Annotated in this window: 15 protein-coding genes, 2 tRNA genes, 1 pseudogene and 1 riboswitch; of the genes and pseudogenes, 8 read left to right on the top strand and 10 right to left on the bottom strand. The window is 43.4% G+C overall.

From position 1 onward, the window contains the following. The first annotated feature begins 10 nt into the window (after positions 1 to 10). Together F896_RS01680 and F896_RS01685 are read left to right on the top strand one after the other, a co-directional pair. Entirely contained in the window at positions 11 to 421 is a 411-nt protein-coding gene (locus tag F896_RS01680; RefSeq protein ID WP_016165036.1) for a GFA family protein, read from the top strand. Positions 422 to 439: 18 nt separating this feature from the next. Then, positions 440 to 1,042, top strand: a complete 603-nt coding sequence (locus F896_RS01685) for a flavin reductase family protein (RefSeq protein ID WP_016165035.1) — start codon at positions 440 to 442, stop codon at positions 1,040 to 1,042. A gap of 95 nt (positions 1,043 to 1,137) precedes the next feature. On the opposite strand, the gene F896_RS01690 is transcribed toward F896_RS01685, so the two are convergent. After that, a complete protein-coding gene (locus tag F896_RS01690) occupies positions 1,138 to 1,752 on the bottom strand; it encodes a TetR/AcrR family transcriptional regulator (RefSeq protein ID WP_016165034.1) in 615 nt (204 codons plus the stop codon). A gap of 209 nt (positions 1,753 to 1,961) precedes the next feature. On the opposite strand from F896_RS01690, the gene F896_RS01695 reads away from it, so the two are divergent. Next, complete coding sequence (locus F896_RS01695) at positions 1,962 to 2,702, top strand: SDR family NAD(P)-dependent oxidoreductase (protein WP_016165033.1); 741 nt, start codon at positions 1,962 to 1,964, stop codon at positions 2,700 to 2,702. Between the two features lie 68 nt (positions 2,703 to 2,770). Here the strand turns inward: F896_RS01695 and F896_RS01700 are convergent, their stop codons facing one another. Further along, positions 2,771 to 3,103 carry a HopJ type III effector protein gene (locus tag F896_RS01700; RefSeq protein ID WP_016165032.1) on the bottom strand — a complete coding sequence of 111 codons (333 nt, stop codon included), beginning with the start codon at positions 3,101 to 3,103 and terminating at the stop codon, positions 2,771 to 2,773. Positions 3,104 to 3,243: 140 nt separating this feature from the next. Here F896_RS01700 and F896_RS21310 point away from each other — a divergent pair, with 140 nt between their 5' ends. The 4 genes and pseudogenes from F896_RS21310 (at position 3,244) to F896_RS0120125 (ending at position 5,099) form a co-directional block, all read left to right on the top strand. After that, positions 3,244 to 3,399 (top strand): hypothetical protein, encoded by a 156-nt coding sequence (locus F896_RS21310; RefSeq protein WP_228130630.1) that lies wholly within the window; start codon positions 3,244 to 3,246, stop codon positions 3,397 to 3,399. Then, positions 3,400 to 4,095 carry a DUF2071 domain-containing protein gene (locus tag F896_RS01705; RefSeq protein WP_016165031.1) on the top strand — a complete coding sequence of 232 codons (696 nt, stop codon included), beginning with the start codon at positions 3,400 to 3,402 and terminating at the stop codon, positions 4,093 to 4,095. A gap of 79 nt (positions 4,096 to 4,174) precedes the next feature. Then, a riboswitch (Fluoride riboswitch) is annotated at positions 4,175 to 4,241 on the top strand. A 132-nt stretch (positions 4,242 to 4,373) separates the two neighbouring features. Next, a complete protein-coding gene (crcB, locus tag F896_RS01710; protein ID WP_004802433.1) occupies positions 4,374 to 4,754 on the top strand; it encodes a fluoride efflux transporter CrcB in 381 nt (126 codons plus the stop codon). Positions 4,755 to 4,770: 16 nt separating this feature from the next. Next, positions 4,771 to 5,099 (top strand): annotated as a pseudogene (locus tag F896_RS0120125) (DUF190 domain-containing protein). Positions 5,100 to 5,190: 91 nt separating this feature from the next. Here the strand turns inward: F896_RS0120125 and F896_RS01715 are convergent. From F896_RS01715 to F896_RS01730, 4 genes are all read right to left on the bottom strand, one after another. Beyond that, positions 5,191 to 5,445 carry a type B 50S ribosomal protein L31 gene (locus F896_RS01715; protein ID WP_016165029.1) on the bottom strand — a complete coding sequence of 85 codons (255 nt, stop codon included), beginning with the start codon at positions 5,443 to 5,445 and terminating at the stop codon, positions 5,191 to 5,193. Between the two features lie 209 nt (positions 5,446 to 5,654). Then, on the bottom strand, positions 5,655 to 6,947 hold the full coding sequence (locus F896_RS01720) for an ABC1 kinase family protein (RefSeq protein WP_016165028.1): 1,293 nt from the start codon (positions 6,945 to 6,947) through the stop codon (positions 5,655 to 5,657). 198 nt (positions 6,948 to 7,145) lie between these two features. Next, entirely contained in the window at positions 7,146 to 8,507 is a 1,362-nt protein-coding gene (locus F896_RS01725) for an MATE family efflux transporter (protein ID WP_016165027.1), read from the bottom strand. Between the two features lie 30 nt (positions 8,508 to 8,537). Beyond that, a complete protein-coding gene (locus F896_RS01730; RefSeq protein WP_016165026.1) occupies positions 8,538 to 8,999 on the bottom strand; it encodes a DMT family transporter in 462 nt (153 codons plus the stop codon). A 139-nt stretch (positions 9,000 to 9,138) separates the two neighbouring features. Between F896_RS01730 and hemW the strand changes: the two genes are divergently transcribed. Next, positions 9,139 to 10,293, top strand: coding sequence for a radical SAM family heme chaperone HemW (gene hemW / locus F896_RS01735; RefSeq protein ID WP_016165025.1), 1,155 nt, complete (start codon positions 9,139 to 9,141; stop codon positions 10,291 to 10,293). A 125-nt stretch (positions 10,294 to 10,418) separates the two neighbouring features. On the opposite strand, the gene F896_RS01740 is transcribed toward hemW, so the two are convergent. The 4 genes from F896_RS01740 to F896_RS01755 all read right to left on the bottom strand — a co-directional run bounded on the left by F896_RS01740 (position 10,419) and on the right by F896_RS01755 (position 16,240). After that, positions 10,419 to 10,494: transfer RNA gene (locus F896_RS01740), tRNA-Lys, on the bottom strand. Positions 10,495 to 10,610: 116 nt separating this feature from the next. Beyond that, a tRNA-Lys gene (locus tag F896_RS01745) sits at positions 10,611 to 10,686 on the bottom strand. 173 nt (positions 10,687 to 10,859) lie between these two features. Further along, positions 10,860 to 12,701: a long-chain-acyl-CoA synthetase gene (locus F896_RS01750; protein WP_016165024.1), complete on the bottom strand. Its 1,842-nt coding sequence runs from the start codon at positions 12,699 to 12,701 to the stop codon at positions 10,860 to 10,862. 194 nt (positions 12,702 to 12,895) lie between these two features. Beyond that, positions 12,896 to 16,240, bottom strand: a complete 3,345-nt coding sequence (locus F896_RS01755; RefSeq protein WP_016165023.1) for an Rne/Rng family ribonuclease — start codon at positions 16,238 to 16,240, stop codon at positions 12,896 to 12,898. Positions 16,241 to 16,606 lie beyond the last annotated feature (366 nt).

Below are 16,606 nucleotides of genomic sequence, written 5' to 3'. Positions count from 1 at the left end.
GAATAGGGATATGTCTCAAGCTTCACCCGTGTATCGTGGCAGTTGTTTATGTGATGGGATTCATTATGAGATTCATGGTGAAATTGGTGAGATCATACAATGCCATTGTCAGCGCTGCCGTAAAGCCAATGGAACGGCCTATGCAACTAATGCGCCGATCCGTAGCCTAGATTTTAAAATTACTCAGGGTGAAGAACTAGTTAAAAAATTTGCTGCATCGGGCGTCTATCGCTGGTTCTGCGGCGAATGTGGTTCACCACTGATCAGTTCGCGGGATGCACAGCCAGAATTATATCGTTTAAGAATCGGGACTTTAGATACGCCATTACAACAAAAACCGAGCATGCATATTTTTGCGGCTTCTAAAGCAGAGTGGGATTGCATCGCTGATGATCTACCACAATATGCTGAACGTCCCTAAATTGGCCGTGTTGTTATCATGATTTTTGAAACGTCTGATTTAGATGCCAATGAAATCTATCGCTTGTTGGTCGGGGGAATTACCCCTCGGCCCATTGCATGGATCAGTACCCTGTCGGCAGATGGGGTTGCCAATATTGCCCCTTATTCCTTCTTTAATGTGGCCAGTTGTAATCCACCTATTCTGTGGTATTCACAAGTGAATCCAAGAAATGGTCAGGATAAAGACACCATCAGAAATTTAATTGCGACTAAAGAATGTGTGGTGCATATTGCCAATACGGCTTTATTGGAAAAGATGAATTTATCCTGTGCTTTATTGCCCCCAGAGCAAAGTGAATTTGATTTTGCTGAGATTGAGTCTGAACCCAGTCATACGGTTGCAGCGTTAGCGGTAAAGCATGCGCCTGTTCGATACGAATGCCAGTTAAGGGAAGTCATTCAACTGAGTACGCTTCCATTAGGTGGAACAGTGGCTTTGCTGGATGTCAAATCGATTTATGTTGATGATCGACTCTGGGATGGGCAGATGATTGATCAGCAGCAACTTCAGAGTGTGGGCAAAATGGGTGGAGATTTTTATAGTTTAACGACAGATTTGCGAAAATTGTCGCGCCCTTGAATCCTAAAACATTAAAGAAAAAAGGAGGTATTAAGCCTCCTTTTTATTTTTCAGTAATCGCTTTAGCTAAAGACTTAATCATGAAGTTGTCTGATTTATGATGTGGCAACGCGTGAGTCCCAGTGATGCATGATTTCTGTTACTGCTGCATCTAAAACAGCACCAGAAACTCCATCACGCGCTTGTACGGATATGCCGAGTAAAAAGCTATATATGCTAGTCGCATAAGCATCGATATTCGTATCAGCCGTTAATTCACCTGTTTCCACAGCACGTTGAACGCATTGTGTAAATCTATCGCGAGTTGTTAGGCGATGCTGGGTTAAGAATTGTTGAATGTGGAGATTTTCGGGGGAACAGGTCGCCGTTGAAAGAACCAATAAGCAGCCTTTTGGATGACTGGATTCAGTTTGCATTTTCACGGATTGGCGCAGGGTTCGTTCAATCGCTTCTCTCGGTGCAAGACTTTCATCCCAGAGACTGTTCGTGACCTGACCATGCGTTGCGATGTAATGCTCAATGACTTCTCGGAATAATTCTTCTTTGGAACCAAATGCAGCATAGAAGCTAGGAGCACTGATACCACTGCCGATATTGGCTTTGAGCAGCGATAAGGATGTCGAGTCATATCCGTATTGCCAAAATAGATGCATGGCCTGTTGAATTGCTTGCTCACGTTCAAAGGTCCTAGGGCGGCCCATTTGTGCCATTTGATGCTCCTTTTTAGATATATACTATTCGATACAAAAGTCGTTGACAACCAGAAATACTAAGCCTACATTTATATCGATCGATACATATATTGGTGCTCATCAAGACTCACTAACGATCATTATTGCTTCAGCCCATTAAGTAGGCTTAGCAGAGAGTTGGAACAGCACTGAATTTCTGACTATGTTTTAAAACAGGGATTTTTATAATGAATACACTTACAGGTAGGGTTGCTCTCGTGACTGGCGGAAGTCGAGGTATTGGTGCGGCCATTGCTCGTATGCTTGCGAAACACGGTGCAGATGTGGCGATTACGTATAGCCGTTCGGAGCAACAAGCTGAGGCTGTCGCTACAGAAATTCGTGCATTGGGCCGACGTGCTGAAATTATTTTGGCAGATGCTGTCGATGCCAGCCAAGTAATCACGGCGGTAGACACAACAGTCGACCGATTTGGACAACTGGATATTTTAGTCAACAATGCGGGTAATTTTTTGACTGGACGAATTGATCAACTCACATTAGACGATTATGACCACACCATGTCTGTCAATTTACGTGCAGTGTTTGCTGCGACCATGCAGGCAAGCAAGTATTTGCCTGATGATGGACGTATTATTTCGATTGGCAGTTGTCTTGCATCAAGAACAAGTCGTGAAGGGATCAGTTTATATGCAACCAGCAAAGCTGCCTTGGTGGGTTTGACTAAGGGGGTTGCGCGAGATCTGGGCAAGCGCGGCATTACAGTCAATCTTGTCCAGCCAGGACCAACCGATACCGATATGAATCCTGCTGATGGATCACATGCCGATGCCGCACGAGAAACGTTGGCATTGGCTGATTATGGGCATCCAGATGATATTGCTGCAACTGTGCTTCATCTGGCGGGTGAAAGCGGGCGTTATATCACGGGTGCAGTGATTGATGTGGATGGTGGTTTTAATGCCTGAACAGGCGACATAGAAAGAATTTTGATAAAGCAAAATAAGAAAAAAGGAGGCATTGCACCTCCTGTTTTTTATTTTGCAGTGAGTGCTTCACCTTCAAATTTGACACCATCCCAGCCATGCTGCATAAACTGGCGGATATTTTGATGGTCGGTGGCTTCTGGTGTTGCCAATACAGACGCATAATGCTCCGCAAATAAACTGAGCGTATCCGCTTGATTCAAGCCTTCAATTTTGGCAAAGCTGAGTACTTTGGCACTGCCTTGGTTTTCAGTCGCAGCATTCGATTGTGCGCCATTCTGAAAGGCGGTTGGGGTATATTGATAACGTGCTTCGATAAATGCCAATACATCTGCAAATTTTGCCGTGCCATCTTTCAGTTGTGCCAATAAGCTTTGAGCCATTTTTAAAATTCCATGTTGATTGAATCAATGGCAAGCATCATAACATTGAAAATGCAGAATAGAAGCTGGACACGATTTGAACTGGACGTAGTGGAGTCAGCGGTTTATGCTCAAACAGAGCGTTAATCTATTGAATAATAATGAATAGACATCGTTTAAAGTTATCACTAGCCAGCGCTTTGCTTCAACTTTTAGCGCCTATTTTAAGTTGTGGTTTGCTGTTACAACTCCGCCGTATGATGATGCGACGACTGCCTTTTATACGCTTGCAGAGTCAGGTCAGCAATGTGGTGTAATTGTCTTGGTTGGTCGATATTGAGCAGGTTCGGCAGCGTTATCCAAGCCCTGTTGTTTTATGGGAAAAGCAGGGAAAAACCATCTTTACCATTTTGACTTATCAGCATCAGCATTTTGGATTCAGTTTCTTGGGGAAATTACGTCAGTTCATGCCTTCACCTCGACAAAGTAACTGGCGCTTTTATCTGGATGGTTCACAGCCCAAGACGGTGATCTTTGAGCAGGTCGTGGTTGATCAAGCACTGTATGTGTTAGGCGGCCGTCTGGCCAGCGATGTGATGCCAGCACAATATGCATCGGCGTTTCAGCATCAACGGGCAGAGCACTTGATTCATACTGAAATTAATGTTGATGAGGATTATTCCTTAAGCAGTGATGTGCAGATGATCAAGGAAAAGCAATTACCTAATGCATGGCAGCAGTTATTTCCCTCTTGGGATGATGCAGTTGAGTTTTTGGTCGATCAAGACCATGCATGGGCGGAATGGGTTGACCAACCAGCTCGGATGTCGCAGGGGGATATTCAAATGCCTGTACAGTTTCAACACATTCAAGCTGCTGAGATTCTAAGCTTACAGGCCCCTCAATTGTTGCAACAATTCGGTTTAGATCATGATGCCGAAGCTTTTGCTTTTGTGATTCCAGCACTGGATTTTGAGGTGCTTGGCGAGCAAGTTTTATTTAAAACGACATAAGTTGTGGATAAGTTTATGTTTATACACAGTTGTTTGAAGCTTAAAAACGCAGTTGAGTTGTCTAAAAATTATGTTATTTTAGAATAAAGGAGATGGCATTCCTCCTATTACAAACCGCTATTGTGGCTAATGATGCCTACGTTACCCTGAACAGGGGGCGTAGGTTCGTGCGTGCTCTGTTCTCATTTTGGAGTTCGCAAATGAAAAATAATCAAAAAAACATTGATCTATCCATGTTAAATGTCGCTTTATCTCCTGCGCGATGTGTGGAGTAACCCATGTACTATCCTTTACTCTCAATCGCGCTTGGTTCGGTACTCGGCGCATGGTTGCGTTGGTTCTTGGGTTTAAAACTCAATCCAATTTTTCCCAATATTCCTTTAGGTACGGTCACAGTTAATTTTGTTGGTGGCTTTATTATTGGTTTTGCAATTTCCTATTTTTCTCAAAGCTCACTGAGTCCAAATTACAAACTGTTTGTGATTACAGGCTTCTGCGGTGCATTAACCACATTCTCGACCTTTTCTGCCGAGATTATTGCTTTATTACAAAGTGGTAAGTTGGGGTATGCCTGCGCAGCAATTTTGATTCATGTGATTGGATCATTGCTGTTTACCATTTTAGGTATGAGCTTGCATCAATGGCTGAGTGCTGCATAGCTTTGGAGTGATGACAATGAATGGATTTTTACTGAGTTTTTATACGGCACAGAATCGGACTTATCAGGGACAAATGATAAGTGAATGGTTATTGTCTGTGGCGAAACAAATGAATTTGCGTGGAGCAACAGTGCTGGCAGGGATGGAAGGTGTGGATCATCAAGGCTTATTTCATTCGGCCAGTTTTTTGAGTTGGCCGATCGACCCATACAAATTCAGTTTGCGCTAAGCAATCAACAGGCGATGGAATTATTAGACTATTTGAATGACAAAGAAATTTCTTTGTTTTATGTCAAAACACCGATTGAATTTGGTGTGGTGGGGCAGGCCAAGCTGGATTCTTGAAAGATAGTTATAAAAAAAGAAGTCTAAGTGGAGGAGAGATAGCCTTAGACTTCTAATGCTTACAGCCTAATGTGTGAAACTTAAATGAAAATTAAGCTTTGCGGTTAAAACGTGAAAAGCGTTTGTTAAAGCTTGCGACACGACCTTCATTGCTTGCTTGGCGAACTTCGCCGGTATAAAACGGGTGTGAAGCACTGGAAATATCAAGCGTTACATAGGGATAGACCTGACCTTGATATTCTTTGGTTTGTTTGGTCTGTAGCGTGCTGCCAATTAAAAAATAGGCATCGGCATTGGTATCGTGAAACAACACTTGTTGATAAGCAGGATGGATATCTTTACGCATTTTGAATGACTCCTATTGTTGATAGAAATGTTATAACATAACAATATATGCCGTCAATCTTATTCATTTCAAGTTTTTTTGAAATTTATTTGTAAACAATGAATCCGCGAGCATGAGATATGGAACTTTGCTCAAGCCATTTGATTTGTTAAAAGTTTGAATATGAATGAAATAAAAAAGCCAATCATCTGATTGGCTTTTTATGAAGTTTAGTTCGGGACCAATTCTTCAAATAAATCATTGAGATTGTCATGCACTTTGAGGTGAATCAGGTTCCAGTAATGGCCTGAAATGGTTCGATTGACCATCAAGGTGTCTGGAGAGGGTTTAAATACATCCCAGTATTTCAGGGATTTTTTCACTAACAGCATGCCATCGTGATGCGATGAGTTCTTGGCAAAGTCATAATGGGTACTTAATGGGCGCAACAGGATTTCAATCCATTGCGTATACAGTTCGCTTGGGAATTTCTGTTTCTCAGCAATCGAATGTAGTTCAACCAGTAGGTCTTCAACCTGAGCAATATTCTCTTGGCGGGCTGCATTTACCAGTGCTTTGAAGTGCTGGATGATTTCAGGTGAAAGGGTTTTAACGCTGCCGTAATCATAAATAATCACGCTGCCATCTTCACGAAAAGCAAAATTTCCAGGATGTGGATCACAATGGAAACGTTTCAAGAAAAACATTTCCTGTCCTAAAGCACGAATCAGACGACGCCCAATTTGGTTACGGGTTTCAACCGACCATGTGCTGGCGGTTTCGATGGATTCACCTTGTTCAAGACTGAGCGTTAGCACCCGACGCGATGAATAGTCTTTATACACGGTTGGGATGATGATTTGACCATCCAGCTTTTCATGGAAGGTTTTAAAGACTTCTAAGTTTTGTGCTTCAATTTCATAATTCAGTTCGGCAGATAAACTGTCTTGGATTTCCTGAAACAGTTGATCTTGCAACTTTTTATCAATTTTTAACACGCCCATTAAGCGTAAAGCCAGACGCACCTGTTTTAAATCACTTTCACAGGCTTGATCCACCCCAGGATATTGCACTTTCACCACAACAGATTGCCCATTTGGCAGCACTGCACGATGGACTTGACCAATTGAGGCAGCAGCAAAAGGTTCTGCTTCAAAGGAACTAAAAATCTGGTTTAAAGGTTTGCCTAACTCTTTTTCAACTTGTTGCTGGATCGCTGCAAAAGGCATGGCAGGGGCTTGGCGTTGTAGTTTGGCAATGGCTTTCGCGACTTCTGGTGGGAAGATATCTTTATATTGCGAGGCAATTTGCCCGACTTTCATCACCGCACCTTTCATTTCGCCTAAGGTATCGGCAATTTGTAAGCCGATGTCTTGGAACAGTTTGCTGCGTGCAGCATTTTTTTGTTCTTCGTCTGCGGTGAGATTGCGAATGGAGTTGGCAACGCTTTTGCTGGCAATACTTGCGGTCATGCCAGCCAGTTTAAAAAAACGCTTACTGGGAGAGCTTGCATGTTTTGCCATATGGACTTGACCTCGGGTGATCCAGTTTCAAAGTGATGCTTTGATCATAGGCGACAAAACTTAAATTGCCTATACCAAAATGTTAAGTGATGTAAGTATGCGGTGAAGGGGGCAAAAATGGAGGTATTGATGAGCGCATAAATTCAAGAGCAGCATCCGTACTGCCCTGAATCTATAATGCTAAATGCGGTTTTATTTTTATGGATTGAGATTTACGCGCTGAGCCAAACGTTTATTGTTTAAATATAAACGGCCGATCAGCAACACACAGGCAATCGTTAAACCGATAATCAGGCCGAGCCAGACACCAGCAGCGCCCCACACTGTATAGCGCGCAAGGTATAGGCCGATCGGGAAGGCCACCACCCAATACGCCATTAAGGTGATCCACATTGGCGCTTGAGTGTCCTGCATGCCACGTAAGCACCCAGCGGCACTGACCTGCCATGCATCCATCAACTGATAAGCCATCGCGAACCAGAGCAGGTACATTGCCACAGGAATGACATTGATATCCGTGGTATAGATCGCCACGATATAGGGGCGCGCAAGCGCAATCAGTGTCATGGTCAAGGCAGCAAAGATCGTGGCCGTAATCAATCCCACAATTTGTACTTGACGCATTGCATGCCAGTTTTGTTCGCCGTAATACATGCCAACACGAATCGTCAAGGCAATGGCTAAGGACAGCGGGATCATAAACAGCTGAGAAGTGACTGAAATCGCAATCTGATGGGCTGCAATGGCATTTTCACCCAGTGGCCCCAATACAATCGCACCTGTACTGAAAATACTGACTTCAAAAAATACAGCAAGCCCAATGGGTAAACCCAGTTTTAAAATGCGTTTAATCCAAACTGGATCAATTCTTTCCCATTTGGTGAAGATCGGTGCCTGTTGATAGGCTTTGGCTTTGGAAATATAAATGGCTAAAGTGATAAACATCAGCCATTGCAAGATCGCCGTTGCAAAACCACAACCTGCGCTGCCTAATGCCGGAATTGGCCCAAAGCCATACATAAAGATAAAGTTCAGGGGAATTAATACCAGTAAGGCAATCAAGCTAATGGCCGTCACTGGGCGTGGATGTCCCAGCGCTTCAGAATAACTGCGTAGTGCGGCATACATCATCACTGCAGGCATACCAAAGCCAATTGCATGTAAGAACAGGCTTGCTTTGGGTATTAAGCTTTCAGGCACACCTAACAGTGGCAGAAACATTGGCATACATTGCAGAATCAACATGGCAACGATACCGAGAATGACAGCAACCCATAAGGATTGACGAGCAATGGTTGGAATTTTCTCGGGTGTTCTTGCACCACGCGCCTCAGCCACTAGAGGTGTTGTTGCCAACATAATCCCTGCAAAAAGCAGCATGACAGGAATCCATAGACCAACACCCACGGCAATCGCGGCCAAGTCCGTGGCAGACAGATGTCCCGCCATAATGGTATCAATTAAACCTAATCCAGCTTGCGCAAACTGTGTAATCAGGATTGGAAACATCAAATGAAATAGCTGTTTGAGTTCAAAGCGTTTGGTTGTGGCATGGGACACAAAAAATACTCTTATTAAAATGAGGGAGAATTAACGTTGTAGTGTTAATAGCACACCAATAAAAATTACAATACTACCGAGTAGGCGTTGCCAGTTGATCGGTGTTTTTTCTGTTCCTAACCAGCCAAAGTGGTCGATGAGCATGGAAATCATCAATTGCCCAAAAATTACTAAACCTGAGAAAGTTAGAAAACCAAGTTTAGGTGCAGTATAAATGCTCATACTGATTGCATAAACCCCAAGGCATCCACCTAACCAGAGAAACCATGGAATTTGTGAAAGTTCACTTAAATTGGGTTTATCTGCACCTTGGAAATAAACCAATAGGGCTAGAATAATCGTCCCAATCAAAAAGGAAAGTAATGCGGCTTGTAAGGGGGAGTTCAGATACTCTCGGAGTTGTGCATTGATTGCCGTTTGAAAGGCCATTGCAATTCCAATCCCTAAAGCTAGGGGCAGAATAAATAGCAATTGGCTGGAAATTTTCATCATATTATCGGTCTAATTGTTCTTTATGCTTTCAGTCTAACTGAATACGTAGGGGATGATAAGTTGTATACCGTATTGAAGCTGCAACTGTACTGAGTCGACTCATGTTAAAATAGTCAGGTTCTGTCATTGAGCTTGTATTTTGAGTCTGTTAAATCCTGCAAATATCCCACTGTCTTTGTATATCCATATGCCGTGGTGTGTACGTAAATGTCCTTATTGTGACTTTAACTCACACGCTGTCCCTGATGGGCAATTGTCACTGGATTTGGAACAGCAATATCTTGCTGCATTGGTGGCTGACTTTGAGACTCAGATTGAAATGGCGCAAGGTCGATCGATTCATAGTGTGTTTATTGGTGGTGGTACGCCGTCACTGATTTCTGCACAAGGTTATCAATGGTTGTTTGATCAACTCAAAGCACGTTTAGACTTCGAAGACGACTGTGAAATTACACTGGAAGCCAATCCTGGGACAGTTGAGCATGATCCATTTGCTGATTATCTGGCGGTGGGGATTAATCGTTTATCACTGGGCGTGCAAAGTTTTGATCCTGAACATTTACAGCGCTTAGGTCGTATCCACTCAGCCAATAATGCATTGGATGCAATTCAGCAGGCGCGTCAGGCAGGCTTTGAGCGCGTTAATGTTGATCTTATGCATGGTTTACCACAACAGACTGAGGAACAGGCCTTAACCGACCTAAAATTAGCTGTGGAGCAGGGTGCAACACATATTAGTTGGTACCAACTTACCATTGAGCCAAATACTGTTTTTTTCCGCACTCAGCCGGTATTACCACAAGACGAAGTTTTAGAACATATTCAAGAACAAGGTGAGGCGTATTTAAAAGCCAATGGTTATGTGAATTATGAAGTTTCAGCATGGCGTAAAGAACAGCCATCTGCACATAACTTAAATTATTGGCAATTTGGTGATTATCTGGCGATTGGTGCAGGTGCACATGGCAAAGTCACCCGACCAGATGGAATTTATCGTTTTCAGAAAACTCGTTTGCCAAAAGACTATTTAGCCAAAGTTCCTGCTGAACATGTACAGATGAAACGGATTGAAGCCGATGAATTGCCATTTGAGTTTATGATGAACGCTTTGCGCTTAAATGAAGGCGTTGCTGCTGAATTTTATCCGCAGCGTACTGGGTTAGATTTGAATGAACTGAATGAAACACTGAATCAGTTACGTGAGAAAAAACTATTACTGGCCGATATGAATCGAATTGCATGTACAGAGCAGGGACATATTTTTTTAAATTCAGTCCTAGAAAAATTTTTATAATTAAATGTCCGTAATGCTTTAAGCATGGATGCTTAAAGCAATTCAAATAGGTCTGTCATTTTTTTGAAAGAAATTGGGCAGACAATAAAAAAGCCTCATCAATCGTGATGAGGCTTTTTAGAATTTGGTGGGTCGTCCGCGATTCGAACGCGGGACCAACGGATTAAAAGTCCGCTGCTCTACCAGCTGAGCTAACGACCCTGAAAGAATTTTAGAGTAACACTCTAAAATTGTTGCAAGACAAGCAAAGCGCGTAGTCTTACAAATCTTGATAACTTTCGGTTATCAATCCTTTTCAGGATTATCAAAACATAAGATGGTGGGTCGTCCGCGATTCGAACGCGGGACCAACGGATTAAAAGTCCGCTGCTCTACCAGCTGAGCTAACGACCCTAAGCAAGTGTTTAAACAAGCTTCGCAAGAAAAACTAATTCGTTCTAAATGCGTCTTCGTTTTGATGTTGCGTATTCTAGCAACTTATTCAGCTAACACAAGAGGAAATTTAAAAACATGTGCATGATTGTTTATAAAAAGCACGATTTCCTCTTGTTTAGCTAAAAAATAAACTAGAAACGGTATTGATAGCTTTGAATATTATCAAAGATTTCAGTATTTACATCACTATAGCTGCTTGCACCTGGTAATAAAACAAGTAAACGTTCAGAAGTTTTGCTTGGATTAAAGCCGTCTTCTTTCAGTTTATTCTTCTGGTATTTAAATGTACCTGTGGTTTCAACTTTCTCTTGAACACGTAAGAAAACAGGAATGGCATAAGATGGTAAGCATTTTTTAAACACATTGACCATGTCGCTTAAATCCGCTTCATTGAGTTCTGCACCATCAACCAAAGTAATCGCTGCCATACCTGCGCGACCATTGGTATTTGGAATTTCCACGCCGTAGACCACGGCCTCTACGATCTTTTCATACTCGCAGACCATGTTTTCAACTTCTGTGGTTGAAACGTTTTCACCTTTCCAACGGAAAGTATCTCCCAGACGGTCCACAAACTGCGCATGGCGGAAACCAATATCACGAACCAAGTCACCAGTGTTGAAATATGAATCACCTTGAGTAAACACATCTTTCAAGATCACAGATTTATTCTTCTCAGGATCGGTATAGCCATCGAATGGTGAACGGCTGGTGATCTTACCAATCAGTAGACCGACTTCACCTGTTTTCACTTTCTTACAGTGACCTTTCTTATCGCGGACTAATTCATTCTTTTCTTTGTCGAATTCAACGATCGCATATGGCGTTGGAGAGAAGCCTACGGTGTTGTCAAAGTTGAAGATATTGCTAAAACCAACGTTACCCTCGCTAGATGCGTAAAGTTCAAGTACTTCTTCAACACCAAAGCGTTCTTTAAATTTGCCCCAGATATTCGGACGCATGCCATTACCGATCATCTTGGTCACGCGGTGTGCACGATCTTCTTCTGTTGCAGGCGCATCGATGAGATAACGACACAGTTCACCGACATAACCAATTGCAGAGGCATTGAATTTTTGTACATCTTTCCAGAATGCACTGGTTGAATATTTACGACGTACCGCAAGTGTTGCACTGCCAGCAATCACGCCACACCAGCACACGACTACACCTGTAGCATGGTAAAGCGGAAGGGTGACATACATCACATCATCTTTACCTAGATTAAGGATATGACCATAAGTGCCATATGCCAGCGTCCAGCGGCTATGTGTGAAAATAACGGCTTTTGGTAAACCTGTTGTACCTGAGGTATATATATAGAACAGTCCATCTTTACCTGTCACGGTACGTGTGGTTGATGGGTTGAATTTCGGGAACTGGTCAATTTGTAGCGCTAGATTGACGTAGCCTTCTGGTGCCGTTCCTGCATGTTTACGCGTTTCTTGGTCAGCAAACCAGTGGAAACGATCTTGAGCTACCTTTAAATCTTGGCGTGCTTCATCAATTGCAGCGCGGACTTCTTCCCCTGCAATTACGGCAATTGGATTGACCAAGTTAATACTGTGTGCGAGCACTTTCCCGACTTGTGAGGTATTCACAAGTGCAATTGTGACTCCAATTTTTGCTAAAGCAACGATGCTGACAATCAGCTCAGGACGGTTTTCAACCATCACTGCAATGACATCACCTTTCTTTGCCCCAAGCGATAAATAGTAATGGGCAATCTGGTTTGCCCATTCATTGAGTGCTTGATAGCTATAGCTTTGATCTTCAAATAACAGTGCGATGCCTTGAGGGTTACGCTTGACTGCTTTTTCAAAGGCAATACCTAAACCAGCAGGTGATGTTGGCGTTCGCAAATATGCTTGTTTAAGACCATTGAGGATATGAGGTACTTTAGTGATGAAGTTAGGAAGTCGAGTAGCGACATCACCAAGGGTAATAATATCGGTCTGCGTAGTTTGGCTCATATCAATCCTATTTATTTTTCGATCAATCCAAGAAATGGCTATCCGTTAGAACACAACCATTCACACCATTTTGTTAATGCTGTTTTGTAATGGTAAGTGCCTAGAGCAATCAACCTAATTTGACAAAATAACAAAAAAGCCTAGTCATCGAAATGACTAGGCTTCGCCTTATTGAGTGCAATTTAGCAAATTACTCACTCAGCTGTGGTCTTTTTTGGCGGACGTCCGCGTGGACGGCGAGGAGGGCGGTTCGATTTCTCTTTTTCCGCTTTCGCTGCTTCATCATCCAATTCTGCTTCTGTTGCAGTTGTCGCATCTTCAGCTTTTTCAACAGCTTGAGCAGGTTCAGTAACTTCTGCAACAGTTTCGGTCACGGTTTCAACTTCAGCAATTACAGCAGGTTCGACTGCTTCAGCCTCAACTGGTGCAACTTCAGCTACAGCCTCTGTACTGGCAAGTTCTAAAGGTTGTTGCTCTGGTGCAGTTGCTGCTGCTTCTGCGACAACCGCATCGTCTGCTTGTTTCACTTCTTCTTTCGACTCAGTCGTTTCTACAGCAGCTGGCGTCACATTTGAGGCAACATGTGCTTCTTTTGCCTGCTCCGCAGCCATTTTCGCTAAACGACGACGTTCACGCGGGTCATTGGCAACACGAACTGCCGCTGCATCCGGCGGTGTTAATGCTAACACTGGTGCTGGTTCAGCTTCTTCAGTTGGCTTCTGAGTTGGAAGTTCAGCATCACGTGTGACAGGACGTTTGTCTTCTTTAACTACGGTTTCAGTCACTAAACTACTTGCATATTGTTCAGCGAACTTTTGTAAAGCGCGGTTGAAGGTTGTCACTAAGCCAAATTGCTCAATCAGAATGGTGCAATCATCACCATAGACATGACGAATCAAGCTACCCAGCGTATATTGCCCCAACGTAGGTGTCTGCGATAGTGCAATTTTTACTGTAGCCGTTTTCGGTGCAGTTTGGTGATTACGCTGACGACGACGTGAACGTGGATCATTGCTGGCACGTTGCGCAGGTGCTTGTGCAGTTTCTTCAACTGGTGCCTTTTCAGTAGTCGCTTGTTCTACTTGAGCTGGCGCAGGTGTTTCAACTTTTTCTACAACAGGTTTTGCTTTTTCTGCTTTAGCAGCTGGCGCTGTTGCCTGTTGTGGATTTAATGCAACAATTTCACTTTGACCTTGATCAATATTCACAACGAGCGCTGTGTTCATTGGTTCGCTGCGAGGTGCGTCGACCACATCCACTTTGACTTGTTGTGGATTTGCCACAGCTTCAGGTGCAGCCGTCGGTGTTTCATTTAACACACTCTGGTCACGATGGCGGTTTGGTCGATTTGGACGTTGTTGGTTACGGTCACGACGTGGTAAAGGCGCAGACTCATTACCTTGAGCAGCATCATGATGCTGTTGCTGGTTTTGAGATTCTTGTGGCTGCTGACGTTTTTGTTGACGTTTTAGCTCACGTTGCTCATGGCGCTGTTCTTGACGTGACAGTTGAACGACTTCTTCATGCACTTGATTTTGTTGTTCATGCGCATGTGCATGTTGCTCACGTTGTTCTTTGTGCTTGCGTTTCTTCTGGTTTTGATTTGGACGATGCGATTTTTCGTCTTTCTCAAATGTTTCACGCGCTTCTTGTTTCACAGGGCTTTGTGAAATATAAGCATTGTTTGCAGTTGGCGCAGTAACTTCAGCGATTGCTGGTGTATTTACTTGACCAAACTGACCACGGCTCACTGCACCGTTATTCACCATTTGTTCAATCGCGGCTGCTGCATTTTGCGCAGAACGAGATTGATCAGTGGTTTGCGCTTGTTTTTGAACAAATAAGTTCTCTAACCAAGCACAAGGACTCGCTGACTTTTGTGCCGTTGCTTGAGTCTGTTTTGCTTGCGCAGCGTGTTGCTGGGTTACTTTCTTCTGTGGTGACGCTGCCTGATTTTGTGCAGGTGCAGCATGATGGTGCTCTGCATCTTCTAAATGCCAGTCAGAAGATTCATAACCCAATTCTTTTTCGCTTGAACGAGTTGCTTCTGTACGTTCATAACTAGAAGGGGCAAAACCATCTGGATTGAACTGGATCTGGTAATGTGGTGTTTCTAAGTGAGGGTGAGGCAATACCGTCACACGAACATTCGAAGTTTGCTCAAGGTAAACCAGGCTGTGACGCTTTTCATTCAATAAGAATGCCGCAATTTCCACAGGGACTTCGACTTGAACTTCACCTTGACGTTCACGTAAAGCAATTTCTTCAACCTTACGCATAATCGAAAGTGATAGTGAACGTAAGTCACGTACCATACCCGTGCCATGACAGCGTGGGCAAACGTAGCCAGTCGCTTCTTCTAACGAAGGACGTAAACGTTGACGGCTCATTTCCATCAGACCAAAACGTGAAAGTTGACCGAACTGAATACGTGCGCGATCGCTTTGCGTTGCTTCACGTAATTTCGCTTCAACCATACGCTGGTTACGGTCTTTGGTCATGTCGATGAAGTCGATTACCACTAAGCCACCAATATCGCGTAAACGAAGTTGACGTGCGATTTCTTCGGCTGCTTCTAAGTTGGTATTTAAAGCTGTTTCTTCAACATCATGACCGCGGGTTGATTTCGCCGAGTTAATATCGATTGAAACCAAAGCTTCAGTTTGGTCGATGACGATTGAACCACCAGAAGGAAGTTTTACTTCACGTTCATAAGCCGTTTGGATTTGGCTTTCAATCCCAAAATGAGCAAATAGTGGCTCATTTAAAGTATAGGTTTTGAGTTTGTCCAGTTGACGCGGCATCACTGCTTTTACGAAGTTATACGCTTCGTTATAGGCTTGCTCGCTATCAATCAGGATTTCAGCCACGTCATCACGTAAATAATCACGGATGGCGCGTGTCACTACACCAGCTTCTTGGTGAACCAGCATTGGTGATGGACCAGAACCTGCTGAACCTTGGATTTGAGCCCAAAGATCGAGTAAGTGTTGTAAGTCGAGTTGTAACTCTTCTTGTGTACGACCAATACCCGCAGTACGAACGATCACGCTCATGCCTCGCGGTACATTTAAAGAGGCTAAAATTTCTTTCAGCTCTTCACGGACTGAACCCGAAATTTGACGGCTGATACCACCACCTTTTGGATTATTTGGCATGAGGACCAAATAACGACCTGCAAGTGAGATAAAAGTAGAAAGGGCAGCACCTTTGTTGCCGCGTTCTTCTTTTTCAACTTGAACCAGTAATTCAGTGCCTTCAGTGATGAGTTCACGAATATTTGAGGTTTGACGAGGGTCAGCTTTGAAATACGAGTTTGCAATTTCTCGCATAGACAAAAAGCCTTGACGCTGTGCGCCGTACTCAACGAAAACCGCTTCTAAAGACGGTTCAACGCGAGTGACATGACCTTTATAGATATTTGATTTTTTTTGTTCGCGAGTACGATTCTCTAAATCGAAATCGTAAAGACGATTACCAGTGATAAGTGCAACGCGAACTTCTTCGGCGTGGGTTGCATTAATCAACATACGTTTCATGGGTGTGACACCTAATAGTGATGCACACAAACAACAAGCCCAATATTTTTGAGCAAACATCAAATTGGCGCGATCAAGACTCAGAAGCAACTTTGTGTAGGAAGCTCTGAAACCACTGACTGTAAATATCCAGCTGGGGTTTTGATACGGTTATTTCGATGTCGGCAATACTGCTTCAATCTTGAATCCGTTGATATTTCATGTATGTCTTACATCTGTGAAATATCACTAGATCCGACATAATCAAAGTTTCCTGTACGCTTCACTGGCGGGTGAGCGGTGCATTGGATGGTGACTTTCACTGTCATTAAGCATTGAAGTCGATCCATCTGGAAGTCTTGATACGGAATGATCATCGTATCTCTG

Origin of the sequence: Acinetobacter genomosp. 15BJ (assembly GCF_000400715.1) — a bacterium.
Taxonomy (GTDB): Bacteria; Pseudomonadota; Gammaproteobacteria; order Pseudomonadales; family Moraxellaceae; genus Acinetobacter.
Note: the sequence above shows the minus strand (reverse complement) of the source record. Positions and strands in the feature narration are given on the sequence as shown.